Origin of the sequence: Salinivibrio sp. PR5, assembly GCF_001996085.1 — a bacterium.
Taxonomy (GTDB): Bacteria; Pseudomonadota; Gammaproteobacteria; order Enterobacterales; family Vibrionaceae; genus Salinivibrio; species Salinivibrio proteolyticus.
The window spans coordinates 13,889-29,736 of record NZ_MUFK01000025.1 but is presented as its reverse complement, the minus strand read 5'-3'; the positions used below and the strand labels follow the sequence as shown (position 1 = coordinate 29,736).

Sequence of the window (15,848 nt, the reverse complement as noted above, 5' to 3'; positions counted from 1 at the left end):
AAGGCTCGTAAGTAAAACAGTTTATGCGTAAAATTTGAAGATCTTGCCGTATGTAATACCCCCAAACGAGCCAACTTCCCGATATTCTTTCCGCGCCTGCTTACTTATTCGCCGATAGTGAGTGCGATTCACTGTCTATAGTCAGTACCACAGTGGCTTTCTCTGTCGCAATTATTGATTTAACACAATGTTAACAAGGTGATGTTGCGTCACGTATTTCTGTGTCGGTTATTCATCTATGACATTACTACTGTGGGCTATTTCACTTTTGGTGACTGGTGTTGTCATAAATCTAGACAAAACACTGCTTGCACCCAGAGGCAAGCTAGGCAGAATAGGGGAAGACCATGTGGTTGATAACCCGTCGATTCCAACAATAAGGTGTGCGCAAACAAGCATGGAAAAAGTCTACGAGATCCTGACTCTTATTTTGTTACTCGCGTATTGGCTAACGATCGCGGCGGTCACTATTCGTGTGGTCTTTAAGCGTCGTGCGCTCGGGGTGTCTATCGCATGGTTGATGATTATTTACATCCTGCCGATTGTCGGTGTGATCGCCTACCTGCTATTTGGCGAGCTCAATCTCGGGAAGACGCGTGCGGTACGTGCCAAAGCGATGTTTGAACCGTATCGGCAATGGTTGCTCAGCTTACAGGCGTGTCCGGCGCATCGTCCTCAGCACGTGCGCGAGCAATCTCATCATGTTAACCAATTATGCCAAGCGCGGATTGGTGTCCCTGAATTAACGGGCAACCAACTTCACTTGCAGACCGATCCGGCAGATATTCTTAAATCCATTGCCTTTGATATTCGTCACGCTACACAAAGCGTGAACATGGTGTTTTATATTTGGCATCCTGGCGGCCATGCCGATGAGGTTGCGCAAGCCGCTTGTGATACCGCGAAGCGGGGCATACCGGTTCGTATCATGCTTGATTCTGCGGGGAGTAAGACGTTTTTCCGCAGCAAATGGCCGAGTGTGATGCGAGAAGCGGGGATAGAGCTAATTGAAGCACTGGCCGTCAATCCGTTTCGGATGTTTTTCCGTCGGCTCGACATTCGCCAGCACCGCAAAGTGGTGATCATCGATAATCATCTGGCATACACGGGCTCGATGAACATGGTCGATCCGCGCTTTTTTAAACAAAACGCGGGTGTGGGTCAATGGGTAGACGTGATGGTACGTGTTACCGGCCCCACCGTTCCTGTGCTCAGCAGCATCTTTTCTTGGGATTGGGAAGTAGAAACGGGACTGCGCAATTTACCCGCACAACCAGAATGCTCACTCATTGAAGATCACCAACATGCCAATCACGCGGTGCAAGCCATTCCATCGGGACCGGGTTTGCCGGATGGTATGATCCAACAGGTGTTAACCTTGGCTATCCACCAAGCCCATGACAGCATTACCATTACCACGCCGTATTTGGTGCCGAGTGAAGGGCTACTGTTTAGCTTACAAACGGCAGCGCAACGAGGCGTGAAAGTGACAGTGATTGTGCCGGAGAAAAACGATTCCTTAATGGTGGAGTGGGCCAGTCGATCCTTCTTTGCTGATCTAATGGCCTCAGGTATTGAGATCTACCGCTTTGGCGGCGGCTTACTGCACACCAAATCTGTGTTGGTTGATGAAAAGTACTGTTTGATTGGCACCGTAAACCTCGACATGCGCAGCTTATGGTTGAACTTTGAGTTAACGCTCACGGTCGATGATCCCGATTTTTGTGCCAGCGTGAACGCGCTACATCAGCGCTATCTCACCCAGTCTTTGCGAGTGGAACCTAAAACGTGGCAACAACGACCGGTTTATCACAAGCCGATTGAACAGTTTTTCTACATGTTCAGTCCGTTGTTATGATCGGCGCGCGCGTTTGATTGAACATGCACAAAGTGCGTTTGGTTATGCTTACCGTATAGGGGCCGTTATCCTAATCGCTTGTCAGTATTAAGATTATTAAGTGCCTCACAATTGGTAACCATTTATTCCCTTATATCCTAAAAATCCGGCGCCTTTCGCTGCCGTTTGAGGGCAGAGTTACTACACTTACTAGTGCCCCATATCGAGTGACAGGAGGTAGACATGTCTATCCGTTCACGCAGTTATACATTGAACACCACACCCGCGCGAAAGGCGCACGTGCGGGTTGTGCCAAATGGCAATGTGTTGATCCAGATTGCCAACGAAAAAAAACCGCACCTCGCGGAATTTGATGAGGTGAAGTTTGAGCGTAAAGGAAAAATCACCCAGCTGGTCGCAGAGCATGTCGAGCCGGGAAGACGAGAAAATTGGGCACTGCCAATGCATCATGATGATGCAAACGAGCTGGCGTCCTTGATTGATCAGGCTCAGGAAGAGCTTGAAATATTAATGCGCGATCTTAGCTAATCAGCGTTGTTTGCCTGTCGATACACAGAGTATCGGCAGGCTTTTTTGTTTATGGCCTATTGCCCCTGCCTGCTCTCTATCCCTAACTTTTTTTGTGCTGCGAGTTTATCTCAATTGTGAGATTTGTTAATAAATGCTGGCTCAAACACTATAAATCGTTAACCCCTTTCAAGCACACTAGTCCCAACAGCGTCACATCCGTGACGTAATACAGACACGTGACTTACATTTGTGAGGCCAGCTTCAAGCCCCTTGCTGCTGACCGACAAGTCTCCGGTTGTCGTTATGATGTAACTGGTGAAAAATGAAAGAAAAACCTCGCACAGCCTTTCTTGCAGCACCCATTGTATTGCTGCGTGGTTTAGTTCAAGCCCCCACTGTCGCGATGGTGGTGATTGGCGTTTTGATTACCTTCAGCGCTGTTGCCGCCTTGCGCGTGCCGATCAATCTCACCGTCAGTGTTACTCCAGAGCATAGTGTGCGATTCAATCGACAGGCGCTCGAGGCATTACCTTCGGCACAAATCACCACTCAAACCCCATTTACCCAAGGTGAGCAACGTTTTGAGGGTGTGGCGCTATCAACCGTTTTGGACGCTGCGGGGATGGGGGAATGTGCTGACTTAACACTGAGCGCGATGAATCGATACCAAGCGATACTCAGTGCCGACATGGTGGCACGTTATCAGCCAGTGATTGCGATGAAACGCAACGGGCAAGCGATGACACTCAGAACACTCGGTCCACTTTGGTTAGTGTTTCCTCTCGACCAATACCCGGCCATTCAGACTGACCGATTCTATTCGGCAATGGTGTGGCAGCTGACTGACATAACGTGCCAGCCCTAAGGAGTGACGAATGATGAGAAATGCCCAACTGAAGGTGATGCCGATTAAACGCACTATTTTAGTGGTGTGTATTGCGATCATGGCAATCGGTGTGGTGGTAACCACCAATAAGATCACCGCGTTATCTGAGCGCCTAACCAACGGCCAAAGCAAGCTTGTGTGGTATATGCTCAGCCTGTCCAAAGAGTACGATGCGCTGATCAGCTTGCTGGAACGCTACCAAGGTGGAAAGAGCAGTTTTGATCAGTTGGCGATTCAGCACGAGATCTTATGGAGTCGCTTTCCGGTTGCGATAACAATGGCGAATAGTGGTGATACGGAACAGGCGCATCCGACGGCGCTACTAAAAACCCTGTTCGCTGATCTTAAAGGGTATGAAAGCCGCTTCTATGCCTTGCGCTTTTCCAGTCAGGGCATGAGCCAGCTGATTGCGCATTATCGCCAGCAGCGTCAATTGCTCGATGGCTTTTTTCAGCAATCGTTAGCCATGCCGGGTAATGGTTATCGCGAGCATACGCGGTTACTTAACCAGCTCGGACAACTGACCACCGTGATGACGTTAGGGATGATAGCCGTGGGCGCGACAGTATTGATGCTGCTGGCATTGGATGCCAAACGCTATTATCGCTTAGCGCGCGAAGACCAACTGACAGGGTTGCACAATCGCCATTGGCTGTTTGATACGTTAAACGGTCGCTATGTATTCAATACTCATAATATGGCGATATTGGTGATCGACCTTGATGGCTTTAAGGCGATTAACGACAACTTTGGCCATGATGTGGGCGATCTTTTTCTGTCTGCGTTGGCAGAAAAGCTAGCGATGGCACTCCCGCCGCATGCGGTCATTGCACGGTTAGGAGGCGACGAGTTTGCAGTGGTGATGCCTTATCAGCGCGACGATGAGTCGATAGTGCTTGCTCGTGTTCTTGTCGACGTGGCGCATCAACCGATCCTCATTGACACATACCTCTGCCAAGTGTCGGCTAGCGTGGGTATCGCGCATGGAAAGGATAAACTGAGTGGAGAGCGTTTACTGACCCATGCGGACACGGCAATGTACGCCGCAAAGCGGGCAGGGAAGAACCAATATCGCGTGTATCATGACACCATGCAGCCTCCCAATGGAAAACGGCACAGTCGTGAGGAATCGCGGTTCGAAGAGGTCACCTATCAGGTAAGTAGCCATCCGCAGGGCGATGCTGAACAGACATCGCCCAACGCTTAGTGTTATCAAGCTCAGTGTTATCCAGCTTGGTATTATTGGCGTGCTGTCGCCGCTTTCATGGTTTTGACGAATTCCGTTAGTTTCGCCAGCATCGTGGGTACATCATGTTGATGCTGCTCGATGATCTTCACCACCGCCGAGCCAGAAATGGCGCCTGCCGCCCCGGCGCTAATTGCCGCTTTGACTTGCTCAGGGGTCGAGATGCCAAAGCCAAGCAGCGGACGCGGTGCTTCATGATGATGCAAGGTGCCGAGTAAGTGCTCAACAGGCGTTCCCGCCTTGGCCTCGGCCCCAGTTACCCCCGCGCGCGACACCAGATAGGTATAGCCACGACCGAGCTCCGCCACCTTAGCTAAGGTGGCATCGTCTGCGTTGGGTGGCGCAATAAAAATCGGATCAATACCATGCGCTAGCGCTTGTTCGCGAAATGGCGCAGATTCAGCAATTGGCACATCTGCTACCAGCACCGAATCGACCCCGACGTCCGCACACCGGCGGTAAAAAGCGTCAATACCACGGGCGTAGACGAGGTTGGCATACATCAGCAACCCAATCGGAATGGTCGGATGCTTGGCGCGAATGGCTGCCAGCATGTCGAAACAGGTATCGGGTGTGGTGCCAGCGGCTCGGGCACGTAATGTCGCGTCTTGAATAGTTGGCCCATCAGCCAATGGGTCGGAAAACGGCATACCAAGCTCCAGCGCGTCGGCACCGCCCTCAACCAAGGCATCGACCACGGCGAGTGATTGTTCTGGATTTGGATCCCCCAAGGTGACAAAAGGAACAAAGGCACCTTGCTGTTTGGCATCCAGATTTGCGAACATCGCTTGATATCGAGTTGATGATGCCATCATGACAGCTCTCCTTTGCCTTCTAAAATGTCATATACAGTAAAGATATCTTTATCACCACGTCCGGATAGATTGACCACCAAAAGCTGCTCTTTTTCAGGATCAGCGGCAATCATTTTTTGGGCTTGAGCCAGTGCATGGGCAGATTCTAGCGCGGGAATAATACCTTCGTTGCGCGCAAGAGCTTGAAACGCTTCTAAGGCTTCATCGTCGGTGACCGCCGGATATTCGGCGCGACCAATGGCGTTAAGATGCGCATGCTGTGGCCCCACCGACGGGAAGTCCAATCCGGCTGAGACTGAATACGACTCTTCGACTTGGCCATATTCATCTTGCATCAATGGGGACTTCATACCGAAGAAAATACCGGGTTTGCCGTGCTTTAAGGGCGCGCCGTGTTGATCGGTATCGAGTCCTTTGCCTGCCGGCTCAACACCAATTAAACGCACGTCTTTGTCATCGATAAAGTCAGCAAACATGCCAATGGCGTTTGAGCCGCCACCCACACAGGCGATTACCGCATCCGGCAATCGGCCTTCTACCTGCTGAATTTGCGCACGGGTTTCCTCACCAATAATGCGTTGAAACTCGCGCACAATGGTCGGGAAGGGGTGCGGGCCCGCCGCAGTACCGAGCAAATAGTGGGCGGTATCATAGTTGGCTGACCAGTCGCGCATCGCTTCGTTACATGCATCTTTTAACGTCGCAGAGCCCGCATGTACTGGGATGACGGTGGCACCCATCAGCTTCATTCGAAACACATTAGGACTTTGGCGCTCAACGTCTTTGGCGCCCATGTAGATGCGGCATTTCAGTCCCAGTAGCGCACACGCCAGCGCAGTCGCCACACCGTGTTGGCCGGCTCCGGTTTCGGCAATGATCTCTGATTTGCCCATACGCTGGGCAAGCATCGCTTGGCCCAGTACTTGGTTGGTTTTGTGCGCACCACCGTGCAGCAAGTCCTCTCGCTTAAGATACAGCTTGGTGTTCGTCCCTTTGGTGAGGTTACGACAAAGCGTCAACGCGGTGGGTCGTCCGGCATACTCTTGCAGCAGGCGGATAAAATCGTCTTTAAATTTCGGGTCGTCTTGGGCATCAATAAACGCCTGTTCGAGCTGATCAAGCGCAGGCACTAGAATTTGGGGCACATACTGACCACCAAATTCGCCAAAATACGGGTTAAGCTTGCTCATAATTATCCTTTTACGTCTTTAACTGGGGCCGAGATAGTTTGACGGTCTTGGCGACATCTATCCTCTCAGCTAAATTATCTCGGGAAATCAACCATCCCGGAAAATCAACTATCTCGAAAAATCAATAGCGGCGAAGGGCGCGGAACGCCGCTTGTAACTTGTTGGCATCTTTCACGCCGGGCGCATGCTCGACGCCCGAGTTAAAATCCAGCCCGAGGCAGCCCTGTTCAGCCGCTTTGGCCGCATTCTCGGGGGTGAGCCCGCCGGCAATCATGACTTTGTCTTTGGCGGTTTTAGGGATCAGGTGCCAATCAAAGGTTTTACCCGTGCCGCCAGATTGTTGGCCGACTCGGCTGTCGATAAGGTGGCGGTCAGCATTCACACCGTCTAAAGCCGGTGCGACATCAGAGACACCGTGCGCTTTCCAAATTTCACAGTGCTTAGGGAGCTTTTCGCGCAGTGCTTGTAGATATGCTGCGTCTTCGTCACCATGCAGTTGCACCGCGTGAAGGCTGAGCTGTTGTGCGTACTCAGCCACGGTATCTAGCGCATGATTTTGGAACACGCCCACATAGCGCAGCGGCGCGCCTTGCTGTACGCGCTCGGCCACGGCGGATGTCACCGCGCGCGGGGAGTGCTCAACAAAAATAAGTCCACCGTAGACCGCGCCTGCCTGATAGGCGGCGAGGGCATCATCAGCGGTGGTGAGCCCACAGACTTTATTTTCCCCCAGGATCACTTTACGTAGCGCGAGGGTCAGATCGGGCTCTGCCATTAATGCACTGCCAATCAAAAAGCCATCCGCGTGGTGGGCAAGATCGCGCACATGACGGTGGCTATGAATACCACTTTCTGAAATCACGATCGCTTTTTCGCCCACTTGTGGTGCTAAACGTTTGGTGCGATCGCGATCGATGCTTAAATCACGTAAATTCCGGTTGTTAATGCCAATCACCACCGCCCCTAAGGCATTGGCACGCGCGAGCTCGTCTTCGGTGCTCACTTCGGTAAGCACGCCCAGCTTTAGCGACTCGGCTAAATCGGCCAGCTCGCGGTATTCGGCGTCGTCGAGTACTGACAGCATCAATAAGATCGCATCGGCTTGATAATGACGCGCGAGGTAAACCTGATAAGGGTCGATAATAAAATCTTTGCAAAGCACAGGCGCATCGACTTGTTCGCGTACGATCGGTAAGAAGTCAAAACTGCCCTGAAAGTAGTCCTCGTCCGTCAGGACTGAAATGGCCGCGGCAAAGGGTCGGTAGGCACGGGCGATACTGGCCGGATCGAAGTCTTCTCGAATCAACCCTTTTGAAGGTGAGGCTTTTTTGCACTCCAAGATAAACTGTGAGCCCGGCGCGGCCAGTGCAGCACGAAAGTCACGATCACTGGGCGTCAGTTGGTCGATAAAGCTGTCCAGCGGCTGAGTGCGCTTGCGCGCGGCCACCCAGCGTTTTTTGTCATCGACAATGCGGCCTAAAATGGTGTCGTTGAGGGCTGAGGTGGTCATACTGCGCTCCTTTGTGCTAACGCTTGCATGATGGTGTAAGGCTTGCCCGACGCCATCACGTCCAAGGCCTGTTGTGTGTTTGCTTTCAAGTCTTCTTGTCCGAATAAGCGTAGCAAGAGTGCCACATTGACAGCCACCGCCGCTTGCTGGGCGTCTGTGCCTTTACCTTGCAAAATCGCGCTGATCATCGCCCGGTTCTGCTCCGGCGTGCCACCGGCAATGCTGTCCAGCGGATATTGAGATACACCAAAGTCGCTGGGGGTTAAGGTGTAATGCTCAATTTGGGTCGGGGTGATTTCTGCCACCGTCGTGGGGCCGTGGATAGCTACTTCATCCAGACCGTCACCATGAACCACAGCAGCGCGCGTCATATTGAGGTTTTGCATGGTTTGTGCAATTGGCGCAACTAAGGCTTGGTCGTAGACGCCCATCAGCTCAATGCTAGGTTTCGCCGGATTAATTAACGGCCCAAGCAGATTGAAGATGGTGCGCGTTTTCATCGCTTGGCGCACGGGCATCGCGTGTCGTACGCCGGTGTGGTATTGCGGCGCGAATAAAAAGCAAACCCCCAGATTATCCAAGGCCTCGCGAGCACGGTCGGCAGGCATCGCCAAATCAATGCCAAAGGCGGCGAGTAAATCCGATGAGCCTGATTTGCTCGACACTCCGCGGTTACCGTGTTTGGCCACTTTAACGCCACAGGCGGCGGCGACAAAGGCGGCCGTGGTTGAAATATTAATGGTGTTCGCGCCATCGCCTCCCGTCCCAACGATATCGGCAAACGGATAACTGGGGCGGGGGAAAGGTTCGGCGTTGTCGGTGAGTGCTTTTGCTGCGCCCGCGATTTCTTCAGGCGTTTCCCCTTTAATCTTCAATGCGGTTAACGCAGCCGCCAATCGTGCTGGCTCGAGTTCACCCTGAATGATCGCACTAAACAGCTGCTCGCTTTGCGCTTGGCTGAGTGACTGTTGTTGGTAGAGCGTCTCTAGTAGTTGATCCATCACTGTACTTAACCTCGGTATTTGTCTGTTCGAGCTCCGTGCTTATCTGGCACGTGTTGTTGTTAGCGCTGATGCTATTGTTAGCACTGATAGTAGCCACTCGCCCAATCGATAGTGTGGGTGAGCAGAGCTGCGCCTTGTGCGGTCAAAATGGACTCTGGATGGAATTGATAACCGACCACGTAGTCGGTATTGCTCACCACCGCCATTACTTTTTGATCGTCGCCATCAAATACGGTGGCGATGACATCCAAGCTGGCAGGCACCTCAGTCGCCACCAGTGAGTGGTAACGAGCCACGGTGAGTGGGGATGCCAATGGGCCAAATACCGCATGCTGTTGGTGATGCATGGCCGATGCCTTGCCGTGCATGATGGTGCCAGCACCGGCGACTGTGCCGCCGTAGGCTTCGACGATCGCTTGCTGACCTAGGCAAATCCCCAGCATTGGCACTTGGCCGCGCAGTTTTTCAATCAATGCGGGCATACAGCCAGCGTCAGCCGGCGCGCCAGGGCCGGGCGAGAGCACCAGCAGTGGTTGGGGCAGGGTTCGAATGTGGCGAGCAATCGCCTCAGCCTCTAAATGATTGCGGAACACCGTGACCGGGTAACCGAGTGCGCGAAATTGATCCACTAAGTTATAGGTAAAGGAGTCCATGTTATCGAGCAGGACGATGTCCATTGGCGGGGTACTCATGATTGGCCTCCTTGATGGGCGGTTTGAATCGCATGGATCACCGCTTGTGCTTTGCCGCGGGTTTCGTCCGCTTCGGCTTGAGGGTCAGAATCAAACACTACACCCGCGCCGGCTTGCACGGTGGCAACGCCGTTTTCAACGTAGGCAGAGCGGATCACAATACAGGTATCCATCTCACCCGAACCGGTAAAATAGCCCACGGCCCCGCCATAACTGCCGCGACGGCACTGTTCGGTGTCACGGATAAGTTGCATCGCGCGAAGCTTGGGCGCACCGGTGAGCGTGCCCATATTCATACAGGCTTGGTACGCATGCAGTGCGTCTAAATCAGGTTTCAGTTGACCCACCACCCGAGAAACTAAATGCATGACGTGGCTGTAGCGGTCGACTTTGAGCAAGTCGGCGACATGGCGGCTGCCGGGCGTGCTAATTCGCGCCACATCGTTGCGGGCCAAATCGACCAGCATCATGTGCTCGGCATTTTCTTTTTCATCATTGCGCAGCTCAAGCTCAATGCGGCTATCTAAGTCGTGATCAATGTCGCCTTGGGCGGTTTTTCCCCGTCGGCGCGTACCCGCGATGGGATAAATCTCCACCTGATTAGTCGCTTGAGTATATTTGAGGGCGCTTTCCGGCGAGGCGCCAAACAAGCTAAATTCGCTATCACGCAGATAAAACATATACGGGCTAGGGTTGCCACGCTTCAACGCTCGATAAGCATTGAGCGGCGAGGGACAGGCGAGGGTAAAGCGGCGCGATGGCACCACTTGAAACACATCTCCGGCAATCACGTGCTTTTTCAGCGCTTCAACTTGCTGACAAAAGTCTGAATCAGAGACGGAAACCGCAACGCTGTGATCGGTCACCACGGGCGCTTCTGGAAGCGGCGCAGGCGATAAGCAGGCTTCTTTGATGCTCTGCAAGCGACGCGATAAATCCACATAGTGGGCGCTGGCGTTATCACCACCAAATAAGGTGCCTTGTAGGCGTGCTTGGCGGTGCTGGTGGTCAATCACCAGTAAGCTTTCCGCGACATAAAACAGGTAGTCGGGGCAGTGCTCGGTGCCGTCCACCGCCGGTAGCGTTTCAGTGCTGGCCACCAAATCATAGGCAAACAGGCCACCGATAAAGAGCGCATCGTCCGGTTGATTATCCAACGCGATACTTTGTTTGATAACACGCAGGGCATCAAACACCGACGCTTGGCGCAGACGGGCGTCTTCATCCAACAGCGCGCCATTGTCGTTGGGATGGCGGAACGTCAACGTCAGGGAGGGAAAGTCTCCATCGTCGGCCTGCGCTAACTTACAGGCAAGGGCTTTCAGCGCTGCGCTCTGGGCGATGCTCTCCAGCAAATGGCTGCCATTATGGGTGAGCGCTTGTAAGGTAACGCGCTGCCCGCGGCACTCAATGCGCACGGCGGCATCAATCAGCATCAGGCTTTTAAGGTCGCGTTTGGAGTCAATCTCTGCCGATTCCAACAGCATGCTATAAGGCTTATCTTGGCACACGGCGGCATACAACTCGGTCGGGTCGGCGACATAAGGCACCGAAAGTTGGAGCGTATCAAGCTCGCCATGTTGGGGATCATGAGTGTTCACAGCTTTCTCCCTGCCGCTTGCACAAAGGGGGTAAGTTCTTGCATTAGCTGCGCGAACATATCGCCGGTTAATGCTTGGTGGCCGTCTGACAGTGCTTCGCTTGGGTTTAAGTGGCTTTCCACAATGATGCCATCCGCGCCCACGGCCGCTGCGGCGCGTGATAGTGGCGTCACCAGCTCTCGCACGCCGGTACCATGGCTTGGGTCGACCAGCACAGGCAAATGGCTGCGCTGCTTCATCAAGGCCACGGCATTCAAATCCAAGGTGTTACGTGTGGCGGTTTCGTAAGTGCGAATACCGCGTTCACATAAAATCACATTGGGGTTACCTGCATCGACAATATATTCCGCCGCCAGCAAACATTCTTCGATAGTGGCGGAAAGCCCACGTTTTAACAAGACAGGTTTACCCGTTTCGCCTACCGCTTTGAGCAAGCCATAGTTTTGCATGTTACGTGCGCCAATTTGCAAGCAATCAATGTACTCGCACACGGCGTCGACTTGGCTAATTTCCATTACTTCTGACACGGTTGGCATGCCGGTCAGGTCACTGGCTTGTTTGAGCAGTTTTAATCCTTCAACCCCCATGCCTTGGAAATCATAAGGGCTGGTGCGAGGTTTAAAGGCGCCGCCCCGTAACACACGTGCGCCATGGGTTTTAACGCGCTCGGCCACAGACAATAGCTGTTGTTCGGACTCCACCGAGCAGGGACCTGCCATGACCACGAAGTGTTGACCGCCTACAGGTACATTGCCGATATGCACCACGCTGTCATGCGGCTGTACATCGCGGCTCACGCGTTTGTACTTGGTTAGAATCGGTTTGACTTCCTCAACCAGAGGGTTGGCTTCAAAATGGCATTGTTGCAGCACACGTTCATCACCCAGCGCGCCCAATACAATGCGTTCCACTCCCGGCATATAAAGCGGTTTTAAACCGCATTGCTCGATTTGATTGAGGAGGACGTTGGCATCCTGCTCGGTGGCTTGGGGCTTAAGTACAATAATCATCAAATATCCTTTTAAACTATGGTTGCCGGTTACCGTGGCTGATTGCGTGGTGGCACGATAACGCGTGATGGCAAAACTAAGAGACAAAAACGCCCGCATCAGTGGCGGGCGTTGTGAATAAGGTAGCTGTTTATACAGCGCGTCACACCGCCCGTGAGGAGCCGTGCCACCAAATAAGCGCAACAGAGGTCATGGATGTCGCCAATACACTCACGGCCTGTGCGGCAGCTGGTGCAGTGTGAATCGAATGTGATCTAGACGCGGCGTTGAAATACATGCTGCGAGACTCCGTTGTGACTGTTACCCTTAGCGCCATATCGCTCCCCAAGACAGAGAAACGGTGCGCGTTAACTTGTGTACTAGTAAACTGATATTTTGCTTCTGTGTCAACGGGGAAATCGAAAAGAATGCAGAAAAAGTGCGGAATAAGCACACGATAATAAACAACAAAGATATTCACCGTGCTCGCTAAGCGCTGATTAACTTGGCGCGTTCGCATTGACTGAGCCCCGTAGCGCGTGCTCAGCCTCAGGCTGATAAGACACACACTGACAGTGCCAAGGCGCGAGCACATTAAGGAAACCCGATACATCATGATCATTGATTTACATAGCCATACCACTGCTTCCGACGGTCGCCTATCACCAAAAGATTTGGTGCAGCGCGCGGTCGAGCGTCGCGTGGGCGTGTTGGCGATTACCGACCACGACACCACCGCCGGGCTGGTGGAGGCGCAAGCAGAAATCGACCATCAAAACTTGCCCCTTACACTGGTCAACGGTATTGAGGTTTCAACCTTGTGGCAGAACTTTGATATCCACATTGTGGGATTAAATGTCGATCCCCAGCACCCGGCATTAACCGCATTGATTGCGGAACAAGCTGAGCGACGCCAACAACGGGCTGAGCTGATTGCTGAGCGGTTAGAGCGTTCGCATTACACAGGGGCACTCGCGGGTGCGCGTGAACTGGCTGGCGATGCGCCGCTCACCCGAGCGCATTTTGCGCGCTGGTTGGTCGAGCAAGGCCACGCGAAAACCATGCAAGCCTGTTTTAAGCGCTTTTTAACCCGAGGGAACACCGGTTATGCGCCGCCCAATTGGTGCTCGATTGCAGAGGCCGTTGAAGCGATCCATGAGGCTGGGGGAAAAGCGGTGCTTGCTCATCCGGGTCGATACAAACTCAAAGCCAAGTGGCTGAAACGATTACTGGCTGCGTTTTCTGAAGCCAATGGCGATGCTATCGAAGTCGCTCTTCCTCAGCAGTCGCAACAAGAGCGTCGTTTGCTGGCCGATTACGCGCGAGATTATGGATTGTTGGCCTCGCTGGGATCGGATTTTCATTATCCCTCTCCGTGGACAGAGCTGGGCCGCAACTTATGGCTACCCAAAGACAGTCAGCCGATTTGGCATGACTGGACATGGTTAGACGCGGCTGAACAAAAATGGCAATCAGCAAATCAACTAGATAGCGACAAGCCAGACGCGTTACAATAGACCTATAAGAAGGATTATCCGGCGCGCTAGCCACCAACGCTGGATCGCGGTTGAGCATCCTAGTGTGGCGGAGCTAAAGCAGGAGGAACCATGAGTCAGTTTTTTTACGTCCACCCAGAGAATCCGCAAGCGAGGCTGATTAATCAAGCGGTGGCGATTATCCGAAATGGTGGGGTGATTATTTATCCGACCGATTCGGGCTACGCATTAGGCTGCCAACTAGAAAACAAACAGGCGCTAGAACGTATTTGCCGGATTCGTGATCTCGACAAAGACCATAACTTTACGTTGCTATGTCGTGATTTATCCGAGTTATCGCTTTACGCTCGGGTGGATAATACCGCGTTTCGCTTGATTCGAAATAACACCCCCGGTGCTTACACCTTCATTTTGAAGGCGACGAAAGAAGTGCCGCGTCGATTAATGAACCCGAAGCGTAAGACCATTGGTATTCGCGTACCGGATAACCGTATCGCTTTGGATTTGCTGGAAGCGCTGGGCGAACCCTTGATGTCGACGTCATTGATTTTGCCGGGTAACGACTTTACCGAATCCGATCCTGAGGAGATTCGCGATCATTTAGAGCACAGTGTGGATTTGATTATGCACGGTGGCGTATTGGGTGAGCACCCCACCACAGTGGTTGATTTTAGTGAAGGCAACCCAGAAATTCGCCGCCACGGCAGTGGTGATCCACAACCATTTGAATAAAAAATGAACCAAGTGTCACCATGAGCCGTAATGACTCATACAATGCGATTGCATTGTGACAATGTGCTAGTTCTGATGTTGTGTCAGCGACATGTTGACCTTCCATTCCCGCCCAGCCGCCTTGCTGGGCGTTTTTTTATTTTAAAAAGTCAGAGCCAGCCGAAACTGTTTCTCTATCCCTTGGGTTCTTGGTATTATTCGCCTCCTGGTGACGAAACCCGTCAGCAAACCAATTAATGCCAACCGTGACAGTAATGACGCCTGTGAAGGCGACAGTAAGGTAAGACAAACATGAGCGAAAAATTGCAGAAGGTGCTAGCGCGTGCTGGCGTAGGTTCACGTCGTGAGATGGAAAGCTATATCCAATCAGGGCGTGTGAGTGTGAACGGTGTGGTTGCCAAGCTCGGCGATCGTCTTGATGACCCGAGTGCGCTGGTGCGTGTAGACGGTCATCCTGTTCAACTAAGTGCGCCTTCTGAGTCTGTGTGTCGAGTCCTCGCATACAACAAACCGGAAGGTGAATTGTGTACGCGTAGCGATCCAGAAGGTCGTCGTACTGTCTTTGATCGTCTTCCCAAGCTAAGAGACGCCCGTTGGGTTGCTGTCGGTCGTCTGGATGCAAACACATCAGGCTTGTTGCTATTTACCACTGATGGTGAATTAGCAAACCGATTAATGCATCCAAGCCGCCAAGTGCAGCGTGAATACATGGTACGTGTATTCGGTGAGGTGAACGAAGACATGGTGCGTAATCTTGTCTCTGGTGTTGAGCTAGAAGACGGCGTAGCGCGTTTTGAGGACGTTGTTTACGCGGGTGGCGAAGGCATGAATCATACCTTCTATGTGGTGATCACCGAGGGACGCAACCGTGAGGTGCGCCGTTTGTGGGAAACCCAAGGGGTGACGGTGAGCCGTCTGAAGCGTGTTCGTTATGGCGATATCTATCTCGAGAAAGACTTGCCACGTGGTGGCTGGCGCGAGATGGAGTTAAAAGAAGTGAACTACTTGCGAGAAATGGTTGAAATGAAGCCAGAATCACAAACAGTGATCACCCCAGAGGATCAGAAGCGCAAAAAATCACGCCAGAAAATTCGCCGTGCTGTTCGCCGCTATGAAGAACGTATTGATTCCGATAGCAAACCGAAAAAAGCGCGCCAAGCGCGTCGTGGTAACGCACCCGCTGGTGGGCCGAAAAGCAGTGGACCTAAGCCTAAACAAGGCAACCCTCGAGCAGGCGCGCCGCGTGGCAAAGGTAAACCGCGCACCCGCAAATGACGTTTTATAGAGCGGCATTTTAAAAAGCGTTACCTGAAGCCCGG

14 protein-coding genes and 1 other annotated feature are annotated in these 15,848 nt (G+C 52.6%); of the genes, 7 read left to right on the top strand and 7 right to left on the bottom strand.

All coding sequences use genetic code 11. The annotated features are described in order from the left end of the window. Positions 1 to 397 precede the first annotated feature (397 nt). From cls to BZG82_RS10010, 4 genes are all read left to right on the top strand, one after another. Entirely contained in the window at positions 398 to 1,858 is a 1,461-nt protein-coding gene (gene cls, locus BZG82_RS10025) for a cardiolipin synthase (RefSeq protein WP_069590102.1), read from the top strand. A 222-nt stretch (positions 1,859 to 2,080) separates the two neighbouring features. Then, complete coding sequence (locus BZG82_RS10020; protein ID WP_069590104.1) at positions 2,081 to 2,386, top strand: hypothetical protein; 306 nt, start codon at positions 2,081 to 2,083, stop codon at positions 2,384 to 2,386. Positions 2,387 to 2,690: 304 nt separating this feature from the next. Next, the gene (locus tag BZG82_RS10015; protein ID WP_077765763.1) at positions 2,691 to 3,233 is read left to right on the top strand and encodes a hypothetical protein; all 543 of its coding nucleotides are present in this window, start codon (positions 2,691 to 2,693) and stop codon (positions 3,231 to 3,233) included. A gap of 10 nt (positions 3,234 to 3,243) precedes the next feature. Next, positions 3,244 to 4,461, top strand: a complete 1,218-nt coding sequence (locus tag BZG82_RS10010) for a GGDEF domain-containing protein (RefSeq protein ID WP_077765762.1) — start codon at positions 3,244 to 3,246, stop codon at positions 4,459 to 4,461. 32 nt (positions 4,462 to 4,493) lie between these two features. On the opposite strand, the gene trpA is transcribed toward BZG82_RS10010, so the two are convergent. The 7 genes from trpA to aroF form a co-directional block, all read right to left on the bottom strand. Next, on the bottom strand, positions 4,494 to 5,312 hold the full coding sequence (trpA, locus tag BZG82_RS10005) for a tryptophan synthase subunit alpha (RefSeq protein WP_443216483.1): 819 nt from the start codon (positions 5,310 to 5,312) through the stop codon (positions 4,494 to 4,496). Then, positions 5,312 to 6,505, bottom strand: a complete 1,194-nt coding sequence (gene trpB, locus BZG82_RS10000; RefSeq protein ID WP_077577960.1) for a tryptophan synthase subunit beta — start codon at positions 6,503 to 6,505, stop codon at positions 5,312 to 5,314. Before trpB ends, trpA begins: the two co-directional genes overlap by 1 nt. Before the next feature lie 121 nt (positions 6,506 to 6,626). Continuing rightward, entirely contained in the window at positions 6,627 to 8,015 is a 1,389-nt protein-coding gene (trpCF, locus tag BZG82_RS09995; protein ID WP_077765760.1) for a bifunctional indole-3-glycerol-phosphate synthase TrpC/phosphoribosylanthranilate isomerase TrpF, read from the bottom strand. Further along, positions 8,012 to 9,016: an anthranilate phosphoribosyltransferase gene (trpD, locus tag BZG82_RS09990; RefSeq protein WP_077765759.1), complete on the bottom strand. Its 1,005-nt coding sequence runs from the start codon at positions 9,014 to 9,016 to the stop codon at positions 8,012 to 8,014. The genes trpCF and trpD overlap by 4 nt, the downstream gene beginning before the upstream one ends. A gap of 80 nt (positions 9,017 to 9,096) precedes the next feature. Then, on the bottom strand, positions 9,097 to 9,711 hold the full coding sequence (locus BZG82_RS09985) for an aminodeoxychorismate/anthranilate synthase component II (RefSeq protein WP_046073433.1): 615 nt from the start codon (positions 9,709 to 9,711) through the stop codon (positions 9,097 to 9,099). Next, positions 9,708 to 11,312, bottom strand: a complete 1,605-nt coding sequence (locus BZG82_RS09980; RefSeq protein ID WP_077765758.1) for an anthranilate synthase component 1 — start codon at positions 11,310 to 11,312, stop codon at positions 9,708 to 9,710. Before BZG82_RS09980 ends, BZG82_RS09985 begins: the two co-directional genes overlap by 4 nt. After that, positions 11,309 to 12,322 (bottom strand): 3-deoxy-7-phosphoheptulonate synthase, encoded by a 1,014-nt coding sequence (aroF, locus tag BZG82_RS09975; RefSeq protein WP_077765780.1) that lies wholly within the window; start codon positions 12,320 to 12,322, stop codon positions 11,309 to 11,311. The genes BZG82_RS09980 and aroF overlap by 4 nt, the downstream gene beginning before the upstream one ends. 83 nt (positions 12,323 to 12,405) lie before the next feature. Beyond that, positions 12,406 to 12,500 (bottom strand) — a sequence feature (Trp leader region). A gap of 415 nt (positions 12,501 to 12,915) precedes the next feature. Between aroF and rnm the strand changes: the two genes are divergently transcribed. From rnm to rluB, 3 genes are all read left to right on the top strand, one after another. Continuing rightward, positions 12,916 to 13,818: an RNase RNM gene (rnm, locus tag BZG82_RS09970; protein ID WP_077765757.1), complete on the top strand. Its 903-nt coding sequence runs from the start codon at positions 12,916 to 12,918 to the stop codon at positions 13,816 to 13,818. A gap of 90 nt (positions 13,819 to 13,908) precedes the next feature. Further along, positions 13,909 to 14,529, top strand: a complete 621-nt coding sequence (locus BZG82_RS09965) for an L-threonylcarbamoyladenylate synthase (protein ID WP_077662973.1) — start codon at positions 13,909 to 13,911, stop codon at positions 14,527 to 14,529. A 291-nt stretch (positions 14,530 to 14,820) separates the two neighbouring features. Further along, positions 14,821 to 15,804, top strand: a complete 984-nt coding sequence (gene rluB / locus BZG82_RS09955; RefSeq protein ID WP_077765755.1) for a 23S rRNA pseudouridine(2605) synthase RluB — start codon at positions 14,821 to 14,823, stop codon at positions 15,802 to 15,804. The last annotated feature ends 44 nt before the right edge of the window (positions 15,805 to 15,848 follow it).